This is a genomic window from Pseudomonas sp. GW821-FHT01D09, assembly GCF_059422465.1.
Genome location: NZ_JBWKWY010000032.1, coordinates 39,843 through 64,797, shown reverse-complemented (window position 1 = coordinate 64,797; position 24,955 = coordinate 39,843). Strand labels below are relative to the sequence as shown.

Annotated in this window: 19 protein-coding genes and 1 pseudogene; 8 read left to right on the top strand and 12 right to left on the bottom strand. The window is 57.7% G+C overall.

Features of this window, described 5'->3' with window-relative positions:
• Positions 1-84: 84 nt before the first annotated feature.
• The 3 genes from AC07W7_RS22450 to AC07W7_RS22440 are packed head-to-tail and all read right to left on the bottom strand — an operon-like array spanning position 85 to position 2,108.
• The gene (locus AC07W7_RS22450; RefSeq protein ID WP_076961203.1) at positions 85-660 is read right to left on the bottom strand and encodes an ANTAR domain-containing response regulator; all 576 of its coding nucleotides are present in this window, start codon (positions 658-660) and stop codon (positions 85-87) included.
• Between the two features lie 13 nt (positions 661-673).
• On the bottom strand, positions 674-1,900 hold the full coding sequence (locus AC07W7_RS22445) for a CmpA/NrtA family ABC transporter substrate-binding protein (RefSeq protein WP_169900794.1): 1,227 nt from the start codon (positions 1,898-1,900) through the stop codon (positions 674-676).
• Complete coding sequence (locus AC07W7_RS22440) at positions 1,893-2,108, bottom strand: hypothetical protein (protein WP_495040161.1); 216 nt, start codon at positions 2,106-2,108, stop codon at positions 1,893-1,895. Before AC07W7_RS22440 ends, AC07W7_RS22445 begins: the two co-directional genes overlap by 8 nt.
• Before the next feature lie 24 nt (positions 2,109-2,132).
• Between AC07W7_RS22440 and AC07W7_RS22435 the strand changes: the two genes are divergently transcribed.
• From AC07W7_RS22435 to AC07W7_RS22420, 4 genes are all read left to right on the top strand, one after another.
• Positions 2,133-3,062 carry a secretin N-terminal domain-containing protein gene (locus tag AC07W7_RS22435; RefSeq protein ID WP_338126024.1) on the top strand — a complete coding sequence of 310 codons (930 nt, stop codon included), beginning with the start codon at positions 2,133-2,135 and terminating at the stop codon, positions 3,060-3,062.
• Between the two features lie 195 nt (positions 3,063-3,257).
• The gene (locus tag AC07W7_RS22430; protein WP_076961207.1) at positions 3,258-3,680 is read left to right on the top strand and encodes a winged helix-turn-helix domain-containing protein; all 423 of its coding nucleotides are present in this window, start codon (positions 3,258-3,260) and stop codon (positions 3,678-3,680) included.
• A complete protein-coding gene (locus AC07W7_RS22425) occupies positions 3,677-4,141 on the top strand; it encodes a transglycosylase SLT domain-containing protein (RefSeq protein WP_076961208.1) in 465 nt (154 codons plus the stop codon). Before AC07W7_RS22430 ends, AC07W7_RS22425 begins: the two co-directional genes overlap by 4 nt.
• A gap of 91 nt (positions 4,142-4,232) precedes the next feature.
• Positions 4,233-5,258 (top strand): quinone-dependent dihydroorotate dehydrogenase, encoded by a 1,026-nt coding sequence (locus AC07W7_RS22420; RefSeq protein ID WP_076961209.1) that lies wholly within the window; start codon positions 4,233-4,235, stop codon positions 5,256-5,258.
• Between the two features lie 118 nt (positions 5,259-5,376).
• On the opposite strand, the gene rmf is transcribed toward AC07W7_RS22420, so the two are convergent.
• On the bottom strand, positions 5,377-5,592 hold the full coding sequence (gene rmf, locus AC07W7_RS22415) for a ribosome modulation factor (RefSeq protein ID WP_002553055.1): 216 nt from the start codon (positions 5,590-5,592) through the stop codon (positions 5,377-5,379).
• Between the two features lie 533 nt (positions 5,593-6,125).
• On the opposite strand from rmf, the gene rlmKL reads away from it, so the two are divergent.
• Together rlmKL and AC07W7_RS22405 are read left to right on the top strand one after the other, a co-directional pair.
• On the top strand, positions 6,126-8,396 hold the full coding sequence (gene rlmKL / locus AC07W7_RS22410; RefSeq protein WP_236309173.1) for a bifunctional 23S rRNA (guanine(2069)-N(7))-methyltransferase RlmK/23S rRNA (guanine(2445)-N(2))-methyltransferase RlmL: 2,271 nt from the start codon (positions 6,126-6,128) through the stop codon (positions 8,394-8,396).
• 135 nt (positions 8,397-8,531) lie between these two features.
• Positions 8,532-10,931, top strand: coding sequence for a sensor domain-containing diguanylate cyclase (locus tag AC07W7_RS22405; protein ID WP_076961211.1), 2,400 nt, complete (start codon positions 8,532-8,534; stop codon positions 10,929-10,931).
• 149 nt (positions 10,932-11,080) lie between these two features.
• On the opposite strand, the gene dacB is transcribed toward AC07W7_RS22405, so the two are convergent.
• Complete coding sequence (gene dacB / locus AC07W7_RS22400; protein WP_076961212.1) at positions 11,081-12,541, bottom strand: D-alanyl-D-alanine carboxypeptidase/D-alanyl-D-alanine endopeptidase; 1,461 nt, start codon at positions 12,539-12,541, stop codon at positions 11,081-11,083.
• 236 nt (positions 12,542-12,777) lie between these two features.
• Here dacB and AC07W7_RS22395 point away from each other — a divergent pair.
• A pseudogene (locus AC07W7_RS22395) lies at positions 12,778-12,840 on the top strand (hypothetical protein); the annotation flags it as partial.
• Positions 12,841-13,073: 233 nt separating this feature from the next.
• On the opposite strand, the gene AC07W7_RS22390 reads toward AC07W7_RS22395, so the two are convergent.
• From AC07W7_RS22390 to AC07W7_RS22380, 3 genes are all read right to left on the bottom strand, one after another.
• Positions 13,074-13,418 carry a YggL 50S ribosome-binding family protein gene (locus AC07W7_RS22390; RefSeq protein WP_254283240.1) on the bottom strand — a complete coding sequence of 115 codons (345 nt, stop codon included), beginning with the start codon at positions 13,416-13,418 and terminating at the stop codon, positions 13,074-13,076.
• Positions 13,419-13,626: 208 nt separating this feature from the next.
• Positions 13,627-15,042, bottom strand: a complete 1,416-nt coding sequence (locus tag AC07W7_RS22385; protein ID WP_495040160.1) for an argonaute/piwi family protein — start codon at positions 15,040-15,042, stop codon at positions 13,627-13,629.
• Positions 15,032-16,522: an SMEK domain-containing protein gene (locus tag AC07W7_RS22380; protein WP_495040159.1), complete on the bottom strand. Its 1,491-nt coding sequence runs from the start codon at positions 16,520-16,522 to the stop codon at positions 15,032-15,034. The genes AC07W7_RS22385 and AC07W7_RS22380 overlap by 11 nt, the downstream gene beginning before the upstream one ends.
• Before the next feature lie 489 nt (positions 16,523-17,011).
• On the opposite strand from AC07W7_RS22380, the gene AC07W7_RS22375 reads away from it, so the two are divergent.
• Positions 17,012-18,706, top strand: a complete 1,695-nt coding sequence (locus AC07W7_RS22375; RefSeq protein ID WP_495040158.1) for a hypothetical protein — start codon at positions 17,012-17,014, stop codon at positions 18,704-18,706.
• A gap of 202 nt (positions 18,707-18,908) precedes the next feature.
• Here the strand turns inward: AC07W7_RS22375 and AC07W7_RS22370 are convergent, their stop codons facing one another.
• From AC07W7_RS22370 to AC07W7_RS22355, 4 genes are all read right to left on the bottom strand, one after another.
• A complete protein-coding gene (locus AC07W7_RS22370) occupies positions 18,909-20,309 on the bottom strand; it encodes a hypothetical protein (protein WP_495040157.1) in 1,401 nt (466 codons plus the stop codon).
• Between the two features lie 59 nt (positions 20,310-20,368).
• On the bottom strand, positions 20,369-20,698 hold the full coding sequence (locus AC07W7_RS22365) for a hypothetical protein (protein WP_495040156.1): 330 nt from the start codon (positions 20,696-20,698) through the stop codon (positions 20,369-20,371).
• 103 nt (positions 20,699-20,801) lie between these two features.
• Entirely contained in the window at positions 20,802-22,943 is a 2,142-nt protein-coding gene (locus AC07W7_RS22360; protein WP_495040155.1) for a DEAD/DEAH box helicase, read from the bottom strand.
• 102 nt (positions 22,944-23,045) lie between these two features.
• On the bottom strand, positions 23,046-24,677 hold the full coding sequence (locus AC07W7_RS22355) for a HamA C-terminal domain-containing protein (protein ID WP_495040154.1): 1,632 nt from the start codon (positions 24,675-24,677) through the stop codon (positions 23,046-23,048).
• Positions 24,678-24,955 lie beyond the last annotated feature (278 nt).

Genomic DNA, 24,955 nt, shown 5'->3' with positions numbered 1-24,955 from the left:
GGGCAAGCCCGCTCCCACATTTAAAATGCATTCCAATGTGGGAGCGGGCTTGCCCGCGATGGCGGTTTTGTAGGTGCCGCTGTCTCAACCCAACAACTCACTCATGGCAATAATCTGCTCCGCCACCTGGATCAGCTTCTGCTGGCGGCTCATGGCCTGGCGGCGCATCAGGGTGTAGGCCTGTTCCTCGTTGCAGTCCTTCATTTTCATCAGCAAGCCCTTGGCCAGCTCGATGCGCTTGCGTTCCGCCAGTTGCTGGTCGCGGGCCTGCAGTTGTGCGCGCAGGGCCTGGTCGCTCTCGAAGCGCGCCATGGCCACGTCGAGGATCGGTTGCAGGCGCTGGGCCTGGATCCCTTCGACGATGTAGGCGCTGACCCCGGATTTGATCGCCTGACGCATCACCCCGGGGTCATGTTCGTCGGTAAACATCACGATGGGCCGCGGTTGGTCGCGGCTGACCAGCACCACTTGCTCCATCACATCGCGCCCGGGTGACTCGGTATCGATCAGAATCACATCCGGGCGCACCGTTTCGACGCGCGCCGGCAGGTCGATGGTCAGGCCGGATTCGTCGATCACCTCAAAGCCGGCCTCGGTCAGCGCGCTCCTGAGGCGCCCGACTTTGCGCGGGGTGTCATTGATCAGCAGGATTCGCAACATGGATGGCCTCCCTTCAGCGCAGGGCGTGGCGGACAACATCGTCGGCCAGGGCATGCAGGCGGAAACTGCGGGCGTAGCCGGCCGGGTCCGAGCCGTCCCAGACCTTGCCATCGATCAATTGGCTGCTGCGCATGTCCTCGCCCCTGGCCGCTACACCCACCGCGCTTGCGGCCTGGCGATAGAGCGCCAGTTGCTGCACCTGCCGGGCAACCGCGAGGTAATCGGGGTCTTCACGCAAAAGCCCCCAGCGGCGGAACTGGGTCATGAACCACATGCCGTCGGACAGGTAAGGCAGGTTGACCTCGCCACCGCCATGGAAGCGCAGCGCGTGCCCGTCTTGCCAGTGGTTGCCCAGGCCATCGTCATAAGCCCCCAGCAGGCGCGGTTCGATGCAGTCGAGGGGCGCATCCAGGTAATCCCTGGCACTGAGCAGTTGCGCGGTGGAGCGCCGGTTCTCCAGGCTGTCGTCGATAAAGCGGCTGGCTTCCAGGATCGCCATCACCAGCACGCGGGCGGTGTTGGGGTATTGCTCGACAAACGCCTGGGTGCAGCCCAGGACTTTTTCCGGGTGATCCGGCCAGATCGCCTGGCTGGTGGCGAGGGTAAAGCCCTGGTTCTGCTGCACAGCACTGGCGCACCAGGGTTCGCCGACGCACAGGCCGTCGATTCGCCCGGCTTGCAGGTGCGCGACCATCTGCGGCGGCGGCACCACCACACTGTCGACATCGCGCAATGGATGAATGCCCTGGCTGGCCAGCCAGTAATACAGCCACATGGCGTGGGTGCCGGTGGGAAACGTCTGGGCGAAGGTGAGTTTTGTGCGGCTTTGGTGCACCTTGCGCGCCAGCGCCTCAGGGCGGGTCACGCCCTGCTGCTGTAGGCCCAGGGACAGGTTGATGCCTTGGCCGTTCTGGTTCAGGCCCATGAGCACTGCCATGTCGGTCGGCGCAACGCCGCCGATGCCCAGGTGCACGGCATAGATCAGGCCGTACAGGCTATGGGCGGCGTCCAGTTCGCCACTGACCAGCTTGTCGCGCAGGCCGGCCCAGGATGACTGGCGCTTGAGGTTCAAGGTCAGGCCATAGGGCTGGGCAAACCCCTGGGTCGCCGCGACCACCAGCGAGGCGCAATCGCTCAAGGCCATGAAGCCCAGGTCGAGGCTGCTCTTTTCCGGGGCATCGCTGCCGTTGACCCAGGCCAGGGGGTTATTGGCCTGGCTGTTGCCGACCTGATCAATCATCAACACCTACCTTCTGTGTGAAAAAAAGGCGCCGCTCCAGCCCCCGGCCGGTCACGACACCTTTGTCCTTGAGCCCGTTGCGTCGTTGGCGCGGGCCGCGATATGCAACCAAAGCAAGGCACATGCCACGGCGTGCGGGTGAGCGGTGGCCGATCAGGTTTTCATCAAGATTGCCGCGCAGTGGCCTTTCACTATGGCGCTCCTTCATGCAACGCCACCCAGGAAACCCAGCGTGCTCCTTGATCGACTGACCGCAGCCACCTGCCGTGCCTTTCTGCAGCGCGGGCTGCTGGGCGGGTTGTTGATATTCAATGCCCTGCCTGCCGTGGGCGAGACCTCCCTGGTGTGGGACGAAAGCCTGCAAGGCTTTTTCAGCCGGCTCGCGTTGCCCTTGGGCCAACCCATCGTGGTCAGCAGGCAGGCGGCGGGCAAGCGCATTACCGGGCAGTTTGATTTTGCCAATGCGCAAGCGGTATTGGAGGCGGTGGCGTTGCAGCACGAACTGATCTGGTACAGCGACGGCCAGGTGCTGCATCTGTATGACGCGAGCGAGGCCAAGAGTTCCGGGGTGATCCTGCGGCATCTGACGGTCGACCGGTTGCGCCAGGTCATGGCGCGCTCGGGGCTGGATGAGACGCGCTATCCCCTGCGCAAGGCCGGTCCGCGATTGTTTTATGTGTCAGGCCCCGCCAATTACGTCGATCACGTCTTGCGCCTGGCCCAGCTTATGGACCGCCCGCGTCCGGCACGGCGCCAGGGCTTGCCGCGAGTGGGGGTCGTCCAGGTGTTCAATGTCGACGTCGCGGACCATCAGTCCGGCACGGGGGCGCAACACGTTACTGTGCCCGGCATGGCGACGCTGCTCGAACGACGGCTTGCCGATCTGGGGCTGAAGGCAGGCCTCGGCGCAACGGTTATCGCCTACCCGCAGACCAACAGCCTGTTGATCAAGGGAAGCGAGCAGCAATTATGGCTTATCAAGAAACTGGTGGCCGAGCTGGATATACCCACGCTCGCGGTGGAGGTGGCTTCGGATGGGCCTGCATCGCAGAAGACCCTGGCGGGGGTTAATGGCGTTTCGGCTCCCCCCGTTTCGACCCCTCTGAGCGTCGATCAATACGAGCGTGTGCGGCGTGCATTTGCACGCATCGCCGAGCAATGAACCCCAGCATGGCCAGCCCCGAACGGGGGGCGATGGTCTTGAAAGTTCCTACGAAACACTCCCGGAAAACTTTGATGCAGCGGGCTTTTTCCTAGCGTGAAATTGGCGGCGGGTTTCTATAGTCGTGATATCTCCCAGGCGTTGCGATTTCCAAAGTCAAGGCGCCGTGAATGTCAGACAGGAACAGAGGTTTGAATGGTTGCTGCAATTGAGGGCCTGGCCATGGTCTCCCTGGCCTTTGGTAGTTGGAAGTTGCAGGGTGATGGCAGGTTGACCGCCGACGGTCGCGACATTCAGTTACCGCCCAAGGAGTTTCATGTCTTGCGCCTGTTGCTGGCCACGCCCGGCGTACTGGTCACCAAAGACTATCTGTTGGAGCAGGTCTGGCCCCATGCCGATATTGCCGAGGAATCCCTGACCCGTTGCATCTACGCGTTGCGCAAGCAAATGCAGGGCGACAGGCGATTGATTGCGACGGTGTATGGCCGCGGCTATCGCTTCAATGGCCGGGTGCGGGTGATCGAACGGCCTGACCAGGCGGCGCCGACGGTAAGTGCCCCACCCCGTATTTGCCCGGCCTGTGGATGGTGCGCCGAACTGGGTGTCGAGCGGGTATGAGGCGAGCCGCCAGGCTGGGATTGCTGCTGTTTATCCTGGGTGGGGCGAGTGAGGCCAGGGCTTATTGTTGGGCCGAGGTCGCCCGCCAGTACGATATCGAGCCGGAGTTGCTGCAGGCCATTGCCGCCGTGGAGTCTGGCTATCGCGCCGAAGCCATGAACTACAGCAATAACAACGGCACCCGCGACATTGGCCTGATGCAAATCAACAGCATCCATCTGCCGCGCCTGCTCAAGCTGGGGATTACCGAGCAGCGGCTGCTGGATGAGCCGTGCCTGTCGGTGGAGGTGGGAGCCTCGATCCTGGCCGACTTCATCAAGCAGTTTGGCTACAACTGGACCGCCGTGGGGGCCTACAACGTCGGGCCAGGCGCTGGGCCCGAGCGTGACGCGCTGCGTCTGCGTTATGCGCAGAAGATCTGGGCGCGCTACGAAGAATTGATGGCCCACCGCAAAGGATGAACGAGCGTCGGGTGTGCCATGCCTCGCACGTACCCGCCACCCCGGCTATAATCGCCGCCACCTTTCGCCGCCATCCGAGTCAAGCCCGCCCATGTATACCCTGGCCCGCCAGCTGTTGTTCAAACTCTCCCCGGAAACTTCCCACGATCTGTCCCTGGACCTGATCGGCGCGGGTGGCCGCCTGGGGCTCAATGGCCTGGTGTGCAAGGCGCCGGCGAAGATGCCGGTGTCGGTGATGGGGCTCGACTTCCCCAACCCGGTTGGCCTGGCGGCTGGCCTGGACAAGAACGGCGCGGCCATCGACGGCTTTGCGCAGTTGGGGTTTGGCTTTGTCGAGATCGGCACGGTTACGCCGCGCCCACAGCCAGGCAATCCCAAACCGCGCATTTTCCGCCTGCCGGAGGCCGAGGCGATCATCAACCGTATGGGCTTCAACAACCTGGGGGTCGATCACTTGCTGTCGCGGGTCCAGGCCGCCAAATACAAGGGCATCCTGGGGATCAATATCGGCAAGAACTTCGATACCCCCGTGGAACGTGCGGTGGATGACTACCTGATCTGCCTGGACAAGGTCTACGCCCACGCCAGCTATGTGACGGTCAACGTCAGCTCGCCCAACACCCCGGGCCTGCGCAGCCTGCAGTTTGGCGATTCCCTCAAGCAACTGCTTGAAGCCCTGCGCCAGCGCCAGGAAGACCTGGCGGTACGCCATGGCAAGCGCGTGCCGTTGGCGATCAAGATCGCCCCGGACATGAGCGACGAAGAAACCGTGCTGGTGGCCCAGGCCCTGGTGGATTCGGGGATGGACGCGGTGATTGCGACCAACACCACCCTCAGCCGTGCCGGCGTCGAAGGCCTGGCCTACGGTGACGAGGCCGGTGGGCTGTCCGGTGCGCCGGTGCGTGACCAGAGCACCCATATCGTCAAGGTGCTGGCGGCCGAGTTGGCCGGGCGTTTACCGATCATTGCCGTGGGCGGGATCACCGAAGGCAAGCACGCGGCCGAGAAAATCGCCGCCGGTGCCAGCCTGGTGCAGTTGTATTCCGGGTTTATCTACAAGGGGCCGGCGTTGATTCGCCAGGCGGTGGACGCCATCGCGGCGTTACCCAAAGCCTGAACCCATAAAAAAGGGCTCCTCGAAGGAGCCCCTGGGCCGAAGCCCGCCGCCCGGATGGGGCGTGCGTGGTTAAGTTGTTACATTCTTCAAGGTGTTTGTCGGAATTTAAGTGCCCTGATTAGCCGACGGCGTGAAGTTCGTTGAGTCTGTGGATCCCCGCAGTGCCGGTCATACCGTCCCAGTTGTCGCCGCGTCCTTCGCGCCAGCCGTTGATCCAGGCTTGGCGTACTGACGGTAGAGTAAATGGGCAAAGCTCACGGGATTTGCCATGAACGCCATACTGATATCCGCGTAAAAATGCTCTTTCCAACGGATCACGCTTAAGTCTTCTCATAGGGTGTTTCCCTCACTTGTTGACTGTCTTGATATCCTTCGACCTCGTCCGAGGTCGGGCAGAGTTTTTCTGCCGTTGGTGTGGCTCGCTGCCGGCGTGGCGAGCCGATGTGTCAGCGTCGTTGCGGCGCTAACCTGTGTTGAGTTCTAACCAATAGGTCACATGGTTTCAATGATCGTTTTGTCATAAGCACGTAACGATAATGATGCTATAGCCATAAGCTGGTGGGGCTTTTCGCCCCATTTATTGGGCAAAGCCAGCTATGATGTGCCCTGTATAGAGGATGGGTTTAATCCTTCAGTGAAAATACCCGCCGCTTGCAGTCGGTTATTATTCGACGAAGGGTCGGAATATTTCCTTTTGTTGCAAACATTCTCGATCTGCCCCGGCAATCAAGGCCTACAGGCCTGGACACCGGGGTGGAACGGCACACATTCGTGCCACGCGAGCGCTCTTCAAGAAAAGCGCTTGATTGAAAACCGAACGCGCGATGCGTCGCCCGTTCACTTATTGCTGAAAAGCCTGGAATCCCCATGTCGGACCGTTACGAACTCTTCCTCACTTGCCCCAAGGGCCTCGAAGGCCTGCTGATCGAGGAAGCCGTCGGGCTTGGCCTTGAAGACGCGCGCGAGCACACCTCGGCCGTGCGCGGCATGGCCGACATGGAAACCGCCTATCGCCTGTGCCTCTGGTCGCGCCTGGCCAACCGTGTGTTGCTGGTGCTCAAGCGCTTCCCGATGAAGGATGCCGAAGACCTGTACCACGGCGTGCTGGATATCGAATGGCAAGACCATATGGTCCCGGATGGCACCCTGGCGGTGGAGTTCAGCGGCCACGGTTCGGGCATCGACAACACCCACTTCGGCGCGCTGAAGGTCAAGGATGCGATTGTCGACAAGCTGCGCACCCCGACCGGCGAACGTCCGTCCATCGACAAGATCAACCCCGACCTGCGCATTCACCTGCGCCTGGACCGTGGCGAAGCGATCCTCTCCCTCGACCTGTCCGGCCACAGCCTGCACCAGCGCGGTTACCGCTTGCAGCAGGGCGCGGCACCGTTGAAGGAAAACCTCGCGGCGGCGATTCTGATCCGTGCCGGTTGGCCGCGCATTGCCGCGGAAAATGGCGCGCTGACCGACCCGATGTGCGGCGTCGGCACCTTCCTGGTCGAAGGCGCGATGATCGCCGCCGACATGGCCCCCAACCTCAATCGCGAACAGTGGGGCTTCACCGCCTGGCTTGGCCATGTGCCGGCCCTGTGGAAAAAACTCCATACCGAGGCCAGCGAGCGTGCGGCTATCGGCATGAACAAGCCGCCCCTGTGGATCCGTGGTTACGAAGCCGACCCGCGCCTGATCCAGCCCGCGCGCAACAACATCGAGCGTGCTGGCCTGAGCCACTGGATCAAGATCTACCAGGGCGAAGTCGGCACCTTCGAGCCGCGCCCGGACCAGAACCAGAAAGGCCTGGTGATCTGCAACCCGCCCTACGGCGAACGCCTGGGTGATGAAGCCAGCCTGTTGTACCTCTACCAGAACCTTGGCGAGCGTCTGCGCCAGGCGTGCATGGGCTGGGAAGCGGCGGTGTTTACCGGCGCCCCGGACCTGGGCAAGCGCATGGGCATTCGTAGCCACAAACAGTACTCGTTCTGGAACGGCGCCTTGCCGTGCAAGCTGCTGCTGATCAAGGTCAACCCGGACCAGTTCGTCACCGGCGAGCGCCGCACCCCGGAACAGCGCCAGGCCGAACGTGAGCAGGCCGCCTACGACCAGGCCCCGACCGAGCCGCAAGAGCGCCAGTACAACAAGAACGGCAACCCGATCAAGCCCGCGCCGGCCCCGGCTCCGGTGGTTGAGCAGGCGCGCTTGAGCGAAGGCGGGCAGATGTTTGCCAACCGCCTGCAAAAGAACCTCAAACTGCTGGGCAAGTGGGCCAAGCGCGAGGGGGTCGATTGCTACCGCGTGTACGATGCCGATATGCCGGAATACTCCATGGCCATCGACCTGTACCACGACTGGGTGCACGTCCAGGAATACGTGGCGCCCAAATCCATCGACCCGGAGAAAGCCTCGGCGCGCATGTTCGATGCCCTGGCCGCGATTCCCCAGGCGTTGAACATCGACAAGAGCCGGGTGGTGGTCAAGCGCCGCGAGCGTCAGAGCGGCACCAAGCAGTACGAGCGCCAGAGCGCCCAGGGCAAGTTCACCGAGGTCAGCGAAGGCGGGGTGAAGCTGCTGGTCAACCTGACCGACTACCTGGACACCGGCCTGTTCCTCGACCACCGCCCGATGCGCATGCGCATCCAGAAAGAAGCCGCCGGCAAGCGCTTCCTCAACCTGTATTGCTACACCGCTACCGCCAGTGTGCACGCGGCCAAGGGCGGTGCGCGCAGCACCACCAGCGTCGATCTGTCGAAAACCTACCTGGACTGGGCACGGCGCAACCTGTCACTCAATGGCTTCTCCGACAAGAACCGCCTGGAGCAGGGGGATGTGATGGCATGGCTGGAAGCCAGCCGTGATGAGTTCGACCTGATCTTCATCGACCCGCCGACCTTCTCCAACTCCAAGCGCATGGAAGGTGTGTTCGACGTCCAGCGTGACCATGTGCAATTGCTCGACCTGGCCATGGCCCGCCTGGCACCGGGCGGGGTGCTTTACTTCTCCAACAACTTCCGCAAGTTCCAGTTGGAAGACAACCTGGGCGAGCGTTATGCCGTCGAGGACATCAGCGATAAAACCATCGACCCGGATTTTGCCCGTAACGCGAAAATCCACCGCGCCTGGAAAATCACCGCGCGTTGATCGGCCTTGAAGCCGCAGGCCTGGATTTTTCCGGGTTCGCGGCTTTTTTGCGCTGGTCAAAAGTGGACTCGATGGCTATAACTAACCTCTTAGCCAAAGTGGCGCCCCTGCACGCTGGTGTTGCGAGTTTTACCTATGCCGTTGCAAGCCGTCCGCCCGAAAATACTGGGATTTATCAGCGAACAGGCGTCGGCTTGGCTGGTGGCGTTGGTGGTTGTGCTGGTGGGTGTGGCGCTCACCGTCGTGCTGGCACTGGCCACGGCCGATCTGCATCGCCAGCAGGTCCGCCAGCGTTTTCAGCTATTGGTCAACGAACGCTATAGCCGCCTGGAAGAGCGTTTTGAAGACCAGGAACAGCGCCTGGGCAGCCTGCGTCGCTTTTTCGTCAACTCCCATGATGTGTCCCGCGAAGAGTTCGATGGGTTCGCCCAGCCGTTGCTGTTGCGCGCGCGCGCCTATGCCTGGGCGCCACGTATATTTCGCGATCAGCGCCAGGCGTTTGAACAACAGGTGTCACGTCAGCGCGGTACGCCTTTCGCCATTCGCGAGCTGAACGAGGCCGGGGCGCTGGTGCCGGCGGGGGAGCGTGACGAATATGTGCCGGTGATGTATAGCCAGACCCAAAGCCTGCTCGGCTCGCCCCTGGGGTTCGACCTGCTGGCCCAGCCACTGCGCCGCTCGACGATCGAGCGGGCGTACCGTTCCGGGACCATCGCCGTGTCCCAGCCCATGTCGCTGGTGGGGGTGGAGCCGGCGTATGCCATGGGGGTGTTGCTGGTAGCGCCCGTTATTCGACCGTTCACCGCGCAAATGCCCTACAACGAACCCTACGGTTTCGTCATGGCGGTGATCAGCATGCGCCAATTGATGGCCGATGGTTTGCCCAAGCCCGCGCGCGATAACCTGGTGATGCAGATTGTCGATACTTCCGATACCCAGCAGCGGGTGCTCTATGAGTCGGATAATGCCGTGGGCGATAGCAGCCTGGAGGCGATCCGCCGGCTGACCCTGGGCGATCATGTCTACGCCCTGAGCCTGCGCCCCAGCCAGGTCTTCACCCAGGCCAATCATTCCGCGTTCACCAGTATCCTGGTCATGGGCTGTTTGCTCAGCCTGTTGCTCAGCGCCTTGCTCTACGTACTGGTCAGCCAGCGTCAGCGGGCAGTGAGGCTGGTACAGCAGCGCACCAGGCAATTGCACCAGCGCGAGTATGAGTTGCGCGGTGCCCATGGTCAGTTGCGCAGTGTGCTGAATGCCGCGACCCAGGTGGCGATCATTGCCACGGACTTACGTGGCGTGATCAGCACCTTCAATGCGGGGGCCGAGCAAATGCTGGGGTACCAGGCTGACCAGGTGCTCGGTCACATGACCCTCGAAAGCCTACACCTGGCGCCCGAACTGGAAGCCCGTGCGGTGCAGTTGAGCCTGGCGCTGGGCAAACGGATTATGCCCGGCCAGGCGATGCTGGTGGAGGGCATCGACCGCCTGCATGAGGCCCGGGAGTGGACGTTGGTACGCAAGGACGGTAGCCAGTTGACCGTGAATATGCTGGCCACGGCCTTGCTTGACGATCATGGTTTGTGGGTCGGGCACCTGGCGATCTGCCTGGATGTCACCGAACAGAAACGCGCTTATGAGGCCCTGGCGGCGCGGGATCGCTTACTGAAAAAACTCAGTGCCCATGTACCGGGCGGGATCTTCCAGTTCACCCTCGAACCCAATGACAACTGGCGGTTTATCTACGCCAGCGACGGTATCCGCGATATCTACGAAATCGACCCGGGGTTGCTGCAACAGGATGCCAAGCAAGTCTTTGAGCGTATCCATCCCCAGGATGCTGAACGCATCCGCGCGTCCATCCGCCTGTCAGCGTTGCAATTGAGCCACTGGCGCGAAGAGTACCGGGTGCAACTGCCGGGGCGGGGCTTGCGTTGGATCCGTGGCGAGGCGACGCCGGAAGAGTTACCTGGCGGCGGTACGTTATGGCATGGCTATGTGTCGGATATCTCCGATCTCAAACGGGTGGAGGAAGAGCTGCGAGCACTGTCCATCACCGACTCGCTGACGGGGATCCATAATCGTCGCTACTTCCAGGACCGCTTGAAGGCCGAAATGAGCCGGGTCCGACGCACATCGGGGGCACTGGCGCTGATCATGCTGGATATCGATCACTTCAAGCGCATCAATGACCAGCATGGGCACGCGGTGGGGGATGGCGTGCTGCAGGAACTGTGTCGGCGTATCCGCCTGCGCGTGCGCCGCAGCGATGTGTTCTGTCGCCTGGGGGGCGAGGAGTTCATGGTGCTGTGTCCGAACACCGATGGCGTCCAGGCCTACAGCCTGGCGGTTGAATTGTGGGAAGTGCTGCGCAGTACGCCGATGGACGGCGTTGGGACGGTAACGGCCAGTTTCGGCGTGGCCAGTTGGCGGGTCGATGAGGGCGTGGATAGCTTGTTGCTGCGCGCGGACTCGGCGGTGTATGCGGCCAAGCAGGCGGGTCGGGATCGGGTCGAGGCGCAGCGGTTGCCTGCCTGAGCACTGTATGCCGAATGTGGGGGCAGGCTTGTGTGGGAGCGGGCTTGCCCGCGATGGCGGTGTATCAGGTGCCAAATGTGCTGACTGACCCACAGCTATCGCGGGCAAGCCCGCTCCCACACAAGCCCGCTCCCACATTGAGTCCGCATCTATAGGCCCGGTGCGGCCGCCGCCAGCTTCGGCTGGCGATACAGGTCCAGCAGCACCTGGTCCAGCACCGACGAGGCACCCCATGGCTTCGGATCGTTGAGGATCGCCACCACCGCCCAGGTATTGCCATTGTTGTCACGGCTGAAGCCGGCAATCGCGCGCACGGTGTTCAGGGTGCCGGTCTTGACGTGGGCTTCACCGCGCAGGGCCGTGGTTTTCAGGCGCTTGCGCATGGTGCCATCACTGCCGGCAATCGGCATCGAGCTGATGAACTCGGCCGCATACGGGCTTCTCCAGGCGGCCTGCAGCATGGTCGCCATTTCCCGGGCGCTTACCCGTTCGGCACGGGACAGGCCGGAACCGTTCTCCATCACCAGGTGCGGCGCGGTGATGCCCTTTTTCGCCAGCCACTGGCGTACCACGCGTTGCGCGGCCTTGGCATCGTCGCCGTCGGCATCGGTGCGGTATTGCGCGCCGAGGCTGAGGAACAGTTGCTGGGCCATGGTGTTGTTACTGTATTTGTTGATGTCGCGGATGATCTCGGCCAGGTCCGGGGAGAATGTCCGGGCCAGGACCTTGGCGGTTTTCGGCACCGGGGCCAGCACGTCGCGGCCCTGGATCGTGCCGCCCAACTCTTTCCAGATCGCACGCACGGCGCCTGCGGTGTAGGTGGCATGGTCGAGCAGCGACAGATACGTCTGCGAGCTGCAGCCATCGCCCAACTGGCCGCTGACGGTCACAGTGACACTGCCGTCGGCGGCGGTAACCGGGTTGTAGCGCACGTCCCCGGTGCACTGCTTGGCGTTGGTGGCCTTGACCTGATTGTCGATCTGAATGCTGGCAATCGGCGGTTCGACCGAGACCAACACCTTTCCTGAATCATTGCGGGTCACGAAGCGCAGGGCCTTGAGGTTGACCAGCAGGGCGTCCGGCTTGACCAGGAACGGCTTGTTGGCATCGTTGCCGTCGTCGTTGAATTCCGGTAATTGCGGCTGGATAAAGAAGCCACGGTCCAGCACCAGGTCGCCGGTGACTTGCTGTACGCCATTGGCGCGCAGGTCGCGCATCAGCAGCCAGAGTTTCTCCATGTTCAGCTTGGGATCGCCGCCGCCCTTGAGGTACAGGTTGCCCCGCAGGACGCCGCCACTGAGGGTGCCATCGGTATAGAACTCGGTTTTCCACTGATGGTTGGGGCCGAGCATTTCCAGGGCCGCGTAGGTGGTGACCAGCTTCATGGTCGACGCCGGGTTGACCGAGACGTCTGCATTGAACACCGTGGCGGTGCCGGGGCCATTGAGTGGGATCATCACCAGGGACAGCGCATTGTTTTGCAGTTTGGCTTTCTGCAGGGCTTCCTGGACTTTGGGGGGCAGGGTGGTATTGATCGGGGCGGCGGTGACAGAGAGGGCCAGGGGCAAAAGGAAACTGGCAAGTAATAATGGACGCAAGGATTTGATCATAAGAAGTAAGACCCTACTGCAGAGGAGGGTGAATGTGGCGGGGGCTATGTAAGAAAATCCCCCAGTGGTCATGAAAGTGTCGGCATTATGCCCAAGGTAGGGCGACTTGTGCTTCAACGATAGCTGCAAATGACGGATTTTTTTCGCGCTATGGTGCCACCCGTCTTGGATTGCCGGGCAATGATCGCCTTAAACTGGTAGAGTGCCGGCCGTTAATACTTAAGAGGATTGTTCCAATGGCGACTAACCGTTCCCGGCGTCTGCGCAAAAAACTGTGCGTTGATGAATTTCAAGTTTTGCTAATTAGCGAAAAATAGTTGGTTGGTTGTCAAAAATCCTTTCTCATCTGCGTCCGAATTCCTGCTCCTCTCATGCCGTATCCTCTGACGGCAATCACCAGCAAACCTCTCCCTTGCGCGATCCCTTGGCTTGACGCCACGAGATGGCCTTGAGATTTCTGTTCGCCCATAAAAAAACCACCTCGAAAGGTGGTCTTCGTAAGCCAGCAGTTATTCACTGCCGCTAAGCGCGATCACTTTGCAGCGTTGACCGGCTTTTCTGGGTACCAGGCGTCGAGCAGAGGGCTGACTTCAACCTTGGTCACTTCGCTACGGGCTTTGAGCCATGCTTCGACAGCTGCGCGTTGCTCTTCGGTAACCGAGCCGCGTTCTGCTTTGCAAACCAGGCCGAAATCTTCGCCGCCGACATAGTCCAGGCCATTGGCGTCCATGGCTTCGGTCAGGAAGTCATCGAGGAATGCATCGACTGCCTCATCATCCAGATCTTCCTTAAATTCCAGGTTCAGCTCAAAGCCCAATTCCTGAAACTCGTCCACACAAAGCTTTTTGCGAAGACGACGGGAGCGGTTAGTGGCCATCAAAAAATCCTCTAAGTAATTACGGCGCGCAGTCTATCAGCTAACCCGTTCAAATGCCTGCTTTGTCCGATCAGCCGAGGTGTCAAAGCGGCGTTCAGGCACGCAGACCTAGAGAACCTATGGCTTGGAGGGCCATTACCTCCCCAAGGCCCAGTCAATTTTGGTCACCGTTTTGCTTCGCCTCTCCAACGTCCACGGCAGCCGGGTTCTACATGTAGAAGCTGTAGCTGACCTGTGGCTTCTCTGAGCTGTCGATGTACTTCATGATGTCCCCGACCTTGTTGGCGCACTCCAGCGTGATCGGGAGGCGTCCATCGAGCTGAGTGTTATTCCAGTTCATCTTGGTCAGGCCGAGGATTTCCTTGCACAGGTCTTCCAGCGACGAATCGCTGTAGAACGCCTCGACCCGCAGGGGGCTTGGGATGTACATCCCCGGGTAGGTTTTGTAGAAATCCACGATCCCTTTCGTGTAGAGCACACCCTGAGTTTCCGAAAGGCTCAGCAGCGTCCCTCTGGTGGGCGGATAGTTCTTGTCACTGAACAGCCTAATGTCGGTTGATGTGATCGACACCAGGTCTTTCGTCCTGATGCCCTTGGCCTCCAGCACCTTGGAAAACCCGGCAACCTCGGTAGGCCGGAAGCGGCTGGACTTGTGGATCACAACGCGCGCGGGCTTTTGCATCAGCGCTTTTTCATATTCCGCCAGTGCGCTGTCTAGCAGCTCATAGGCCTGCGACTCATCCATATAAGGGCGTCTGTCGCGCTTATCCAGCGATACTGGTGCGCCTCGCAGAATGACGCCATGGCCGAACTCATCGAATACCTGAGCGAGGCTCGTGGAAACCGTCTCACCGTCACGGCTTTTATAGAATCCGATCCCGATATAACAGGTCTTGGGCTTGAATTTGTCCTCAACCAGGCGCCAAGGCACAGTCCTGTTGCCCTTGTAATACAGCGCGGTGCAGAAATTCCAGGCTTTGGTGGCTAGGTCTTGCTGATCGATCGAGGGTTTGACGGAAAGGATGGTCTTTTCTCGAACGAGCTGAAGAGGAAGACCTAGATGCATGCACCGCGCTTTCAGGAGCCGGCGGAAGTTGTGTTCCAGGTAGGCCTCTAGCGACTCGTTGTCTTTTTCCCCAGTGGCCTTCGTAAGTGAGTCAAAAATATCATTGGGCACTACGCAGACAATCACATCGATTGAGCGATTCTCGGATAGAAATCGGATCTGCTCATAGTACAATTCAACGCACTTGACTACTCGATCTTCCCGGGCAGTGATTTTCGAAATGTTATTTATTTCAGACTTCTGAAGCGTACGAGTGTACTGAGGGGAGGAAAGGATTTTCGTATAAAAACCGTGGTATTCGTCCACTCCGCCAAATCCCCTGAAGAGGTTAGGGAATTTTGTTTCCTCTTTGCCAACGATGCCACGCTTGCATTTGTCCAGCCATTCATCTAGTAAGTCGACGCCTTCACCCCGGCCAACGATGCCGATACGCAATTCGCTACGCCGTAGCTCATCACGTTTGTCGTATACACCTAAAGTTTCGATTCCAGTTCTTGGGCATATATGAGCGCCGCTTCCAAATTCCAGCATGGGCTCTTTGAGGATCTTAATCTTCATCGGCTAGTTCCTCTTCATAGTCGGCACCTACATATTCACCGTCTACTAGCTTTTCGTCACAAGTGAGCTCTAGTAACTCGCCAAAAAAACCGTAGCTTGCAGTATCAGTGCTAAGCGAGTCGTTCATCTCGATTGACTTGTTTCCATAATGACCGGGATAGTCAAAAGTCCCCGGCAAAGATACATTAGTCGACCGCAAGTAATAGGCCAGGAATCGAACTATGTTCCGTACGCTTTGGTTGAACTCAAGTCTTTTCTGCTTTGACAGTAAGTCCTCATGAAACCGGGACTTTCGACTTCCGTCATAGGTGTAGAGCCAGCTTGGAACTACCAGTGCAAACCACTGTTCGGCTACCTTAGTGAAGCTTAATTCGAAAGATAGATGAACGTGATGAGCGATACGCGTAGGCTCTTTTTTGGAAAGTATTTTTTCGTAAACCCGGCGGGTTGACTTCTTTTTACCTACCCAATCTTCTTTGCGACCTTCGTCGTCTGGATGAAAGGGCTTAAAAAAATAGAATTTATCCCGGCGATCGTACGCGACGTTGTGAGGTTTCAGAGTTTCTCGAACATAGCCAGTCAAAAGAAGCTTAAAAATATTGAGATTGTCGTCGATATCTGATTCTGAAAGATCTCGGGTCTCAAGTGCTTCGATGGTACCGATGTCGACTACGTGTCGTATGCCTGAGTTAGAAATGTCTTCGAATGTGAAAACTCGATTTTCAAAACATACCCAGTTATCGGTATCGGCTCCATTCAGCAGCAGGGCCATCTTGACAAGGCTCTGCTTGGAGCAATTATTTTTCTTAAAATTCAGGTGTTCACGGGCCTGTGCCAGCACTGATGCTTCGTTTATCTGCAACTCTGCAACGTATACCGTTTCAGGCGGGGTGACAGCGATTAAGTTTGAGGTCAGGGTGTGCGATTGGTGACCGTCGCTGGCGTTAAAGTCCAGGTAGGCATTGATGTCACCCAGAATCAGCTTGAAGTCGGTGAGTACCCGTTCCTGGGCGGGTAGCCGCAGCCCTGTTACCTTAGAGAGAATGTCACCAAGGTCAATGATGTGGGTCTTTGCTGAAAACTGAAAGCCGCCGTTGGTGATCTGGTCGATAGCGGCCTGACTATAGGAAGCTTGCTTGTTGGTCAGCATCAAAATGTACAGTTCATCGAACGTGTTGTAGAACTGCCTGCTGACGAAGTGGGTCAAGGTTTTCTTGATCTTATCCAGCGACGTGGTCGCCGTCACCTGAAACGCAACCCTATCGTGATCGTCGCCAAGGTCGATGCCTGGAAAATTCTTCTGCCTTCTGTTCAAGTTAATCAGGTTGGGAAGGTTGTAGGCTGCCTTCAGGATGGGAATCAGCGCATCCTCTAGGGACAGGTTGATATCGAGGCGGCCTTGCTTGGTCGAGAGGTCAACTTGGCTGATGATTCGGCTTACGACATCTCTTAACTCATTCTCAATCTCTAACTGTCTCACTGCTAGACACTTCCCTTCAAACCTAAGCGATAGTGGGGGTGCGACGAGAGCTGAGGACGCTGAGCCATCCCAGGCCGCAGAGGGTGGCATTGTACCACCATGGTTCACGCGTCGGATCAACCGGTTAGCCCGAGTGCCAGGAAGACGCCTGTAAAGCCCGTTGATCTTTCCCGCAACCTGCGGGGCTTTGAGAGGTGGAGAGGAGGGGAATATGTTGCCTGCCCGGCGACATGCTCGCCTACACGCGAATCATTGGTGCCAAGCTTCGATATGGGCTAGGCAGCGGTTCGTACATACGCCGGAGTGGTGTTGAGTTTTCGTGATGGTCGAATTCGACCGGTATCGCCTGGGGCGGTGGCGCCTTGACGATATTTTGATCCGAGCCGGTTACGTTGGCTTTGATTTTTGGCAATCTAAGGCGCTACTTCCCCCGCTTGACCTAAAGACGCCATGTTCCAGGGGAGGACTTATAAACAAGGATGCCCATAGATGCCCGCGTTGAAAGCCGAAGACTTCCGAGCCATGTCTCACAACCCTGGTGCTTCTGATCCAGAGTGGGTGACTCGGGCCGAAGACGCGATGAGGATGCTAGGGCAGCTGACCGCTCAAGATGAGGTCGTGCTTTATCTCAGTGGGCCGCAGGCTATCGTCCACAGCGTGCTAGCGCCCACCCGTAAGCTTACGCAAGCAAGAGTCAAAGGGCTCCAAAATGCTTCATTTCCGGAAGGGCAGGACACATGGAGTATTTGCCGGGAGATCAGCAGTGATGGTCGTGCAATCCGCCTAGAGCCTCCGCTGGGATCCTGGTCGAACGAGTTTCAAGGGGAGAAGCTGATCTTTCGCCGCGAGTTTAACGGGGTTGACCGGGACAGGGCCGCAATCGAACTCAGCCAGAAGCTGGTTCATAGCCTGGATTTGTACTTTGTGGCAGAGCGCAACAGCTACTGCAGGCTTGATGAGCACGGTGACATTGAAGACGTTATCCGCATCATTCAGCAGCCCCAGGGTAAAGATAATTTTCGTCTGGATTTGGTGACGATCCTGCGGGCTGAACTCGAAAAGTACATGGCAGTGACGAAGCAGAGCTTGGTGATGCGGTTCGATTTCACCAGGCTCGACACCGAGAATTTTTTAGGCTGGAACGGTGTGAAAACGCTGCACTCGGATAGCCCAGACCTCTACTACCATCACGGGCTCTGCCGCGTCGGTAGCTTCTGCAACGGCGTGATGGTGCTCCGGCCTAGTATCACGGTGGCGAGCCTGATTAAGCAGTGGGAAATGGAGGAAGACCGCGCTTCGCGCCGGTATGCAGACTTCAAAATCTACGATCGAAAAAACGGTCGGAATATAGAGACCTCTTGCGCCCCTGAGTGCCTGTCGAATTATTTCGAGGATAGCGAGCTCCCATGGGAGCTTTCGCCCGCGTTCTTTCGAGCGGAGGTGCTCCATTTGTACAAAGCCGACCCTGATAAGTATTCCCTAGAGGACAGGCATATCAGTTGCCGGGGCTCTTGGTACCTCAGGTCTTACGACCAGAACGAGGAGGGTCAGGTGCATGCCTACATCGGCGACTTGGCCAAGCTACCATTCACCGTTCAGCTCTACTGGCAGTCATTCAACGAATGGCCCAAAGGAGCTATATCGAAGCGCGCTCACCAAGCGGACATCAGGGGCTCTTGGGATCTGGATTACGAGGCAGTCGGCGCGTTGAAAAATGCGATCCGGGAACTGGATAGATCGGCCCCAGCATGGTGGAGTCCCAGAGGGGAGGAGCTTGAAGCAGCGGTTCATATCCCAGCCACGGATTCAACCAAGGAGTGGGCAGATGAAATCCTCGCGCTAGACCAGTATCTCGTGGAGGGTTTCCTAATTAAACCGTTGCGTGCGATAGCTGACGGCCTTGGTAAGCCAGTTCCCTCTAGCTGGGCATCACTGCGGGTGATCCAGGACATATTGTGCGGAGTGGGGAATTCCGAGACGCAAGCGAAGGCAATTGTGGTGCCCTTACAGAGGCTCCATGCTTTGAGGACAGAGGTCAGGGGGCATGCAACTGTGCAGAAAAAGCGTGCAGCGGAGTCGGAAGCCCGGACAAATCACGGATCCCTACGCAATCACTTCGTTTCTTTAGCCGGCGAGTGTGAGCGAGCTTTGGATACCATTCGGGTGGCATTGGGTGCGCTGTGACTTCTGTCTAGCTCTCTCTGGGCTCTCGGGGGCTGGTCAGGTCTCATGGCAAGTTCTATGCACGTTGGATAATGGCCAGACGCATGCGTTAGTTATAGGTCTGCATGGGTTACGATGCTCGGATGCCTGGCATGCCCAAGAAAAATTAGGACGCAAAAAAACCGGGCATGGATCAGCTAAGCCACAAGAACTTGGACAGACTTCACATCGGTTTCTGCCATCCGGACTTTACGTATCGGAATCTCGGCTCCTGAACCTTGGGGCCACCGAGATCTTCGCCCTCGATCCTGAATGACTTGGCCATGAGATCTCGTACTCCACCTAGGCGCTCCATGGCGGTGAGCTCCTTGGTTATGTCCTTCACGACGGTTGTGAAGGCTTTGGTCGAATTTGATTTCATGAACTCTGGTGTCGAGAGAGCGAAATCGCGGTCAGGTAGTGAAATCCCGAATAGGCTAGTGACTGAGCTTGCCGTTTTAATGAGAAAGCTGCCCTGAATGCCCTGAGTAGACCGCACACCGTAGCTACGTCTAAGGTCACCGCAAATCTTGTCGACGTCGTCCATGAGCTTCGTAATGCGCTTGTTGCCGCTCGCAATGCCCTGCTCGTCGAACGCGATGCGAATGGCTTTGAGCGTTTCACGCATGGTGACGAAGTGGCCTTCGTTGCGTAGCTGCCTGGCAGCCTCAATGGCATTGGAGACGCTACCAGAAGATTGAGTCAGCCACGCCGAGAACAATGGCAGATCCAGTGCGACAGTCTGGGTCGCTCCGTGCGATTGGATTTCTGAAATGCTTGTTCTTGTCTTGTCCGCGAGGTTAGCCAAGAGGCGGGCAGTGAAATCATGGCCAAAGGCGCCGACTTTTTTCATCCAGTGCATCTGATAAGCGTGCCTGATGGGGTGGATGAACGAGTCAGCCTTCAAGTGTTTGGCAGCAGTCGAGTAGTAAATAGATTTGTAGGCAAGCCAATTTAGGGAAGCGACGAACATCTCCAACTGCCTTGTAGGGCCACCGTAGTCGCCCCGGCTACTGTCTGAGAACTCTGACTTGTTGAACACGTGACCATCCGAGCTTACAAGCTTGACGTCCTTCGACCAGCGCCCGCGCGTTTCGCCTGCATCACTCAACTCTGCGAAGATAGCCGCACTCAAAGCGCTGTACTTGTTGTATTCGTCAGAGCCACGGTAGCCCAACATCCTCATGGTCAGGTAATACACGCTGGAGGCTTGATCCCAGGTGCACACCATGTTCATTTTCAACTGCTCCAAAAGGGCGCTGAAGTCGTCATCCACAAACTCTCCTCCCCGAATTTCTGGGCGGATCGATGCCGCTTCCTTTTGCGCGACCGCATCTACCTCCGCAAGACCAAATTCAGTAGGCGCCAAGAACCGAAGGTAAGGAAATTGCTGTTTCCGACTTTCTTTATGCTCAGGCTTGTAGTTGTCTATGCAAAGAAGATCATCGTAGAACAGGTTGCCTTGGAGAAAGTTCTCTAAAGCACATAGATCTCCGTTGATCGTATCGCTGGTCTTAACTGCTACCGCCCCGGTGGCGCGCTGGACGGCTGTGAGTGTGGCATTGTCGATCAGTGCGTACGTCATGGATTGGTAATCTTGTCTTGAGAAGGCCAGAAGAACATTCGTTGGGTCGGGAAGAGTAATTACGTAGCCACAGCCTTCACGGCTTTCTTTACGGAAAATTCCTGCTCGCTACCATCCCCGAACTTCACGACAAAGCCCTGTGTAGTGCCACCGTGGGCGCCAACCCCACGCGCTATATTGCGCGCGTAAAAGGCAACAGGATGTCCGGGGGTTGGCCAGTTGCTCGCTTTGCAATACCGGACGTACAGATCTTCGAGCAGATCGAATTCAGTGGAGCCTTGAATGTCTCCACCCTCAACGAGATTTTTGTCACGCATTGCATAAAAAAAGCGCTCCGCCTCCGTCTGGGATGAAAAAAGTTGACCTTTGATAACCAGTTGGTTTGGCATTGTCGTTTCGCTCAGTAGGGTTGGTCGGCAAACTCGTCAATCGTTGGAAGACCAGAATCTCAGCGCGCTTTACTGCACCGGTCGCGTCCATCGCCTTCAATCATTACATTTCTGCGACCGCCCACTGCATCAGGCCTTTCTCAAAGGTGGTGAGCTGAAGACTCTCCACCCGAGGAGAAAGCGACCGTAGTTTTGCCAGCAAGTCGTTCAGGTGCTCTGATGGCAAAATCAGGTGCTTGATCTGGGTTGAGACCTGAGTGGGAATTCCGTACTCGTCCAGTGCGGTGAGCAAGGGATCAAGGAACATGTTTTCCAGTTGCTCAGCGAAGAAGCTGAAATCTCCTGGCTCGTGCCCGTGTTTCTCCAGTACGTCGACCTGAATTTTGTGAATCGCCATGATGTCCCGAGGTAATTTGAAGCACACCATGTTCCGGATGAATTTCAGACGCAGGTTGATGGCTTCGCTCGCTGAGACGTCTTCCCGCCGGTTTTCAACCGCATCTCTGAGGTAGGCCGGCAAGTTTTTCTGGTTTCGAAGTTCGTTAATGTGCCACGCCAACTGCGAGCTGGATGAGATCAGGTAGTCCATTAGGTTCCTACCTTCCAAGCTGTAGACCAGCTCACACAGATAGTTCAACTGGTACGGCTCAGGGATGCCTTTCCAGCCTAACAATTCCTGGCTGTCAGCAAGGTCACGGATAATCGTCTGCGCTACCTCAACCTGCCGCTCGATAGGAATGTGGCGGTTTTCGATCAAGGTGGCGGGTGACAGCACTGGGTTCGCATACGCTTCCTGGAGACGCCCTCGTGAGATTTCCGTAAGGTATTCATTTTCCAGTTGCATCAACAGACCGATAGGTGAGGCCTCATCCTGGTGCCCGATCGGGTACTCGACCGTCAGTCCCTGCTCAATGGGCGGGGCTTCGAGCATGAACACCTTGCCGATGAAGTATTTGTTCATGCGGCCAGCGCGCCCGGAGATGTTTTTGTAAGTAAAGTAGTCGAGCGTCGACGTTTTAAGGCGACGGTCATAAATAATCACGTTCTCAGCCGACGTGTTCACGCCCTCGATCATCGTTGATGTGCAAATGATTCGCTTGATGACACCCTCGTTGAACAGCTTGACGATGTACTGCTGCAGCGCACGAGGCACCCCGCCATGGTGTATCCCGATGCCCAGGGCTATCGCCCTGGCAACGTTCCATTCCGGGTGGTAATGCTTGGAGATCCAGGCAGCGATTTCTTGCGTCTCCGGCACCGGGGCCAACCCGGCATCTTGGATCAAATACTCAGCGACTCTGTTTGCGCTTGCCGGCGCCTGACAGTAGATCAGGGTAGGGGACTCCAGCGTCCTGACCAGCTCCAGGAGCTTTTGTGTGCGCTGTTCAGAGCGCATGCCCAGATTGAAATTCTGGATATCGACCGCGACGGTGCTGTAGTCGGACGGGATGAAATGGTACTCGTAACCGTCCAACCCAGAGATCTTCTGAATGTGCGGCCCTAGCATGTAAAACTGTGCACCGGTCTTTGCGAGCTTGTGGAACGCCAAGCTTAGATCGACGGCGCGTGCGCTTCCATCCTTATCACTCGCCAAATCGATTTTGTAAAATTCGTCCAGGATGAAGAATCCCACATCTTCCAAGTCTGGGCGCTGGATGACCCGCTCCTGCGTCAGCAAGTACACGTTAGTGGCGTCTGGCACAGCTTCCTGGCTGGGATGCGTGATCAGGTTGAAGTCCCGGAAGCGCTTGACCAAGCGGCGTCGGGTTTCGTCGATTAACGCAATGGTGGGAACGATCACCACCACCTTTTTGAACCGTCGCTGGGCAAGTACCGCGTCAATGACCAGGCTCTTGCCGACACTGGTGGAGGCGCTCAGGACGACGTTTTGTCCCTGCATGATCAAGCTGAAGACGTGGGCCTGAAGGTGATGAAACACCATGCCAGGTTCCACACCCTCAACTCTGTGAGCCTCGTAAGCCAAGCGGTCAGATAGCGCCATGTTGTTCAGGTGAGGCGTGATGTAAGGAAAGAGCCCCACGGCTCGCACCATGTTGAGCAGGAGCGATTGCTCGACTGCGTCGAAAAGCGCGAACTTATCGAGCGCTCGGATCACCAGATCGCGTCCTTCCCACTCCGAGTTGCTTCTGTTGACGATGGCGTTGATGGCTAGCAGCACATCCACTGTCGAATCGCCTTCATCACTGAGGGTCGCCAGGCTGTTCTTGATCGTTTCGTATTTCATTGCCGCATCGTTCCTTGAGATCGCCGAATTCTGCTTGGCCAGTTCGGAAATACCCTCACCCTGTTGTGTTTTCAGCCGTACAGATCGTACACAGGCCTTAGCTCATACCTGCAGGTGTTCGAGTGTTTTGCAGCGGGCATTGAAAGCATTGGTCAGCTTGTCGATGCTTTCCATTGGCACGAGGAAGACCATGGCTTTCACTTGCTTGATGTTTTCTGGCAACTGCTTAGCGAAGGTGCTGAAGTGGGTCTCGATCTCTTTTCTGAGGTGGTTCACGTAATCCGCAAGCCAACCTGACGAGAGTGCGTGACTGTCGTAGGTCAACAGTATGGGAAAGCAGAGGACGTTCAACATGTCATCGACTGACGAGTTGCGGTGCAGGGCCTGATTGAAGGCGTCTGCTTTCGGTTGATGGTGAAGGGGTTCGCGCAGGTTGATAATGATCTCGCGTTCCGACGACAACACCGTCTCCGAAATGGTGGCGTCTAGGACGCAGCAGATCTGCGCCAACGTCGCATCCATGTTACCTGCCTGGATCAGGCGCGCGAGCCCGAGCCATAGCTGATCGTCCTGGCCAGGTATCTGAACGATATGAGCGTTGCCAAACTCGGAAAGCTTTCCTGCGGATTTGTAGAAGACCTTGCACGCGACAGGCTCGCTGTTTTGGCGGCTGCGCAGGATGGAGTGGAGGATCAGTTCAGCGATCAGCCTGTCGCGAGGCAGGTCGCTGTCGGCGAACGCATTGATGGATCGTGCCAGGATGGCTTCGGCATTGTGTGCGAGGATGTTCACGATCTCGCTCGCTTTGAGGGAAAATTCCGGGAGCCATTCGACTAGGTGCTTAGCAAAACCATCATGCCGCCACGCCTTCAGCGCATAGCGTACGTCAAAGCCGGAAAACGAGTGCAGCAGACCTTCTTCGGTGCTCGCATGAAACTCGACAAGGAAGGGATCAGGCCGCTTTTTGTAGGGTTTCGCTGTGGCCGTTGACTGGTCATCAGCTGCCTCTAATAGCTGCCTGAGGTGGGCCAGGGCCGGTTCCCGCAGAATGATCTTCGTCGATGCTGCCGTTTTGACGTTGGCTGTGGCAGCCTTGTCAGCCATCTCCAGGAATTCGTCGTAAATAGCCTGCATCTGGGTGTTGTTAGGACGGTTCCCGAAATCCTGAGCAAGCTTGGAAAGGGCCTTGATGTTGACAGCTTCCAGTGCCTCCACATCCCCGTAGACCTGCCAGACGCAGTTCTCCGCCCAATAGGAGAAATTCCGATTTTGTGGTGAGGTGAATGTCTTAAATTTCTTGAGCAGGGCCTTGCCTCGGGCTGTGGTGGTGTCAGGCAGATTCCTTTTATCCAGCTCCGTTTTAAAGCCGTCGAGAACCTTCGCTACGTCGCGCTTGGTCACAATGCGGAAGCGGGCAGGGCCAGGGCGCACATCGCAATTCAGCGATTTATGGAGCAAGGACGAGTTGGCTTTGGTGCCATCCAGCTTGGTCACCTCATCCACATTCCATTTGTGGTCAGCCTCTGTCGTCTTGACCTGGATGTACTCGTTGACGAGCTGCCCCGCGTACTGAAATACGGCCACGATATCGTCGGCGGTCTCGCACTCTACTTGGGAGTAACTGCTATCGCGCAGCATCTTGAAAATGAAGCTGACGGCTACATGGTCTTGATACTTGAAGCCTTGCCTCGCAGCGGGCCCACCTTTGTTGGATGGGCTAGTAATACGCACCATGACATCCCTGTATCGCGAGTAATTTCCAGAAATGGGCATCCGATTGATCAACCTACGTGACAAATACGGAGCCTACTGATAACGCAACGCTACCACTAATAGCAATTGGCCGGCTATCGGCAATATTGCGAAATCTGGCGATCGCCCGTACCGATTCAGCAGGAACCACTACGCTACATTGTTCGCCAGGAGGAGCGGGGCAGGATGCAAATTCGGTGATCTCTGGAGATCCCTATTGGACGCAAATCGAGGTCTGATGAAATCGACCTGTAAGCCAA

Bases quoted from the DNA above. Each gene is read 5' to 3' on its own strand.
- AC07W7_RS22360 (WP_495040155.1), bottom strand. From the start codon at position 22,943: ATGAAATACGAAACGATCAAGAACAGCCTGGCGACCCTCAGTGATGAA.
- AC07W7_RS22405 (WP_076961211.1), top strand. From the start codon at position 8,532: ATGCCGTTGCAAGCCGTCCGCCCGAAAATACTGGGATTTATCAGCGAA.
- AC07W7_RS22430 (WP_076961207.1), top strand. From the start codon at position 3,258: ATGGTTGCTGCAATTGAGGGCCTGGCCATGGTCTCCCTGGCCTTTGGT.
- rmf (WP_002553055.1), bottom strand. From the start codon at position 5,592: ATGAGAAGACTTAAGCGTGATCCGTTGGAAAGAGCATTTTTACGCGGA.
- AC07W7_RS22390 (WP_254283240.1), bottom strand. From the start codon at position 13,418: ATGGCCACTAACCGCTCCCGTCGTCTTCGCAAAAAGCTTTGTGTGGAC.
- AC07W7_RS22425 (WP_076961208.1), top strand. From the start codon at position 3,677: ATGAGGCGAGCCGCCAGGCTGGGATTGCTGCTGTTTATCCTGGGTGGG.
- AC07W7_RS22385 (WP_495040160.1), bottom strand. From the start codon at position 15,042: ATGAAGATTAAGATCCTCAAAGAGCCCATGCTGGAATTTGGAAGCGGC.
- AC07W7_RS22365 (WP_495040156.1), bottom strand. From the start codon at position 20,698: ATGCCAAACCAACTGGTTATCAAAGGTCAACTTTTTTCATCCCAGACG.
- AC07W7_RS22445 (WP_169900794.1), bottom strand. From the start codon at position 1,900: ATGATTGATCAGGTCGGCAACAGCCAGGCCAATAACCCCCTGGCCTGG.
- AC07W7_RS22420 (WP_076961209.1), top strand. From the start codon at position 4,233: ATGTATACCCTGGCCCGCCAGCTGTTGTTCAAACTCTCCCCGGAAACT.
- AC07W7_RS22450 (WP_076961203.1), bottom strand. From the start codon at position 660: ATGTTGCGAATCCTGCTGATCAATGACACCCCGCGCAAAGTCGGGCGC.
- AC07W7_RS22440 (WP_495040161.1), bottom strand. From the start codon at position 2,108: ATGAAGGAGCGCCATAGTGAAAGGCCACTGCGCGGCAATCTTGATGAA.
- AC07W7_RS22375 (WP_495040158.1), top strand. From the start codon at position 17,012: ATGCCCGCGTTGAAAGCCGAAGACTTCCGAGCCATGTCTCACAACCCT.
- dacB (WP_076961212.1), bottom strand. From the start codon at position 12,541: ATGATCAAATCCTTGCGTCCATTATTACTTGCCAGTTTCCTTTTGCCC.
- AC07W7_RS22355 (WP_495040154.1), bottom strand. From the start codon at position 24,677: ATGGTGCGTATTACTAGCCCATCCAACAAAGGTGGGCCCGCTGCGAGG.
- AC07W7_RS22370 (WP_495040157.1), bottom strand. From the start codon at position 20,309: ATGACGTACGCACTGATCGACAATGCCACACTCACAGCCGTCCAGCGC.
- rlmKL (WP_236309173.1), top strand. From the start codon at position 6,126: ATGTCGGACCGTTACGAACTCTTCCTCACTTGCCCCAAGGGCCTCGAA.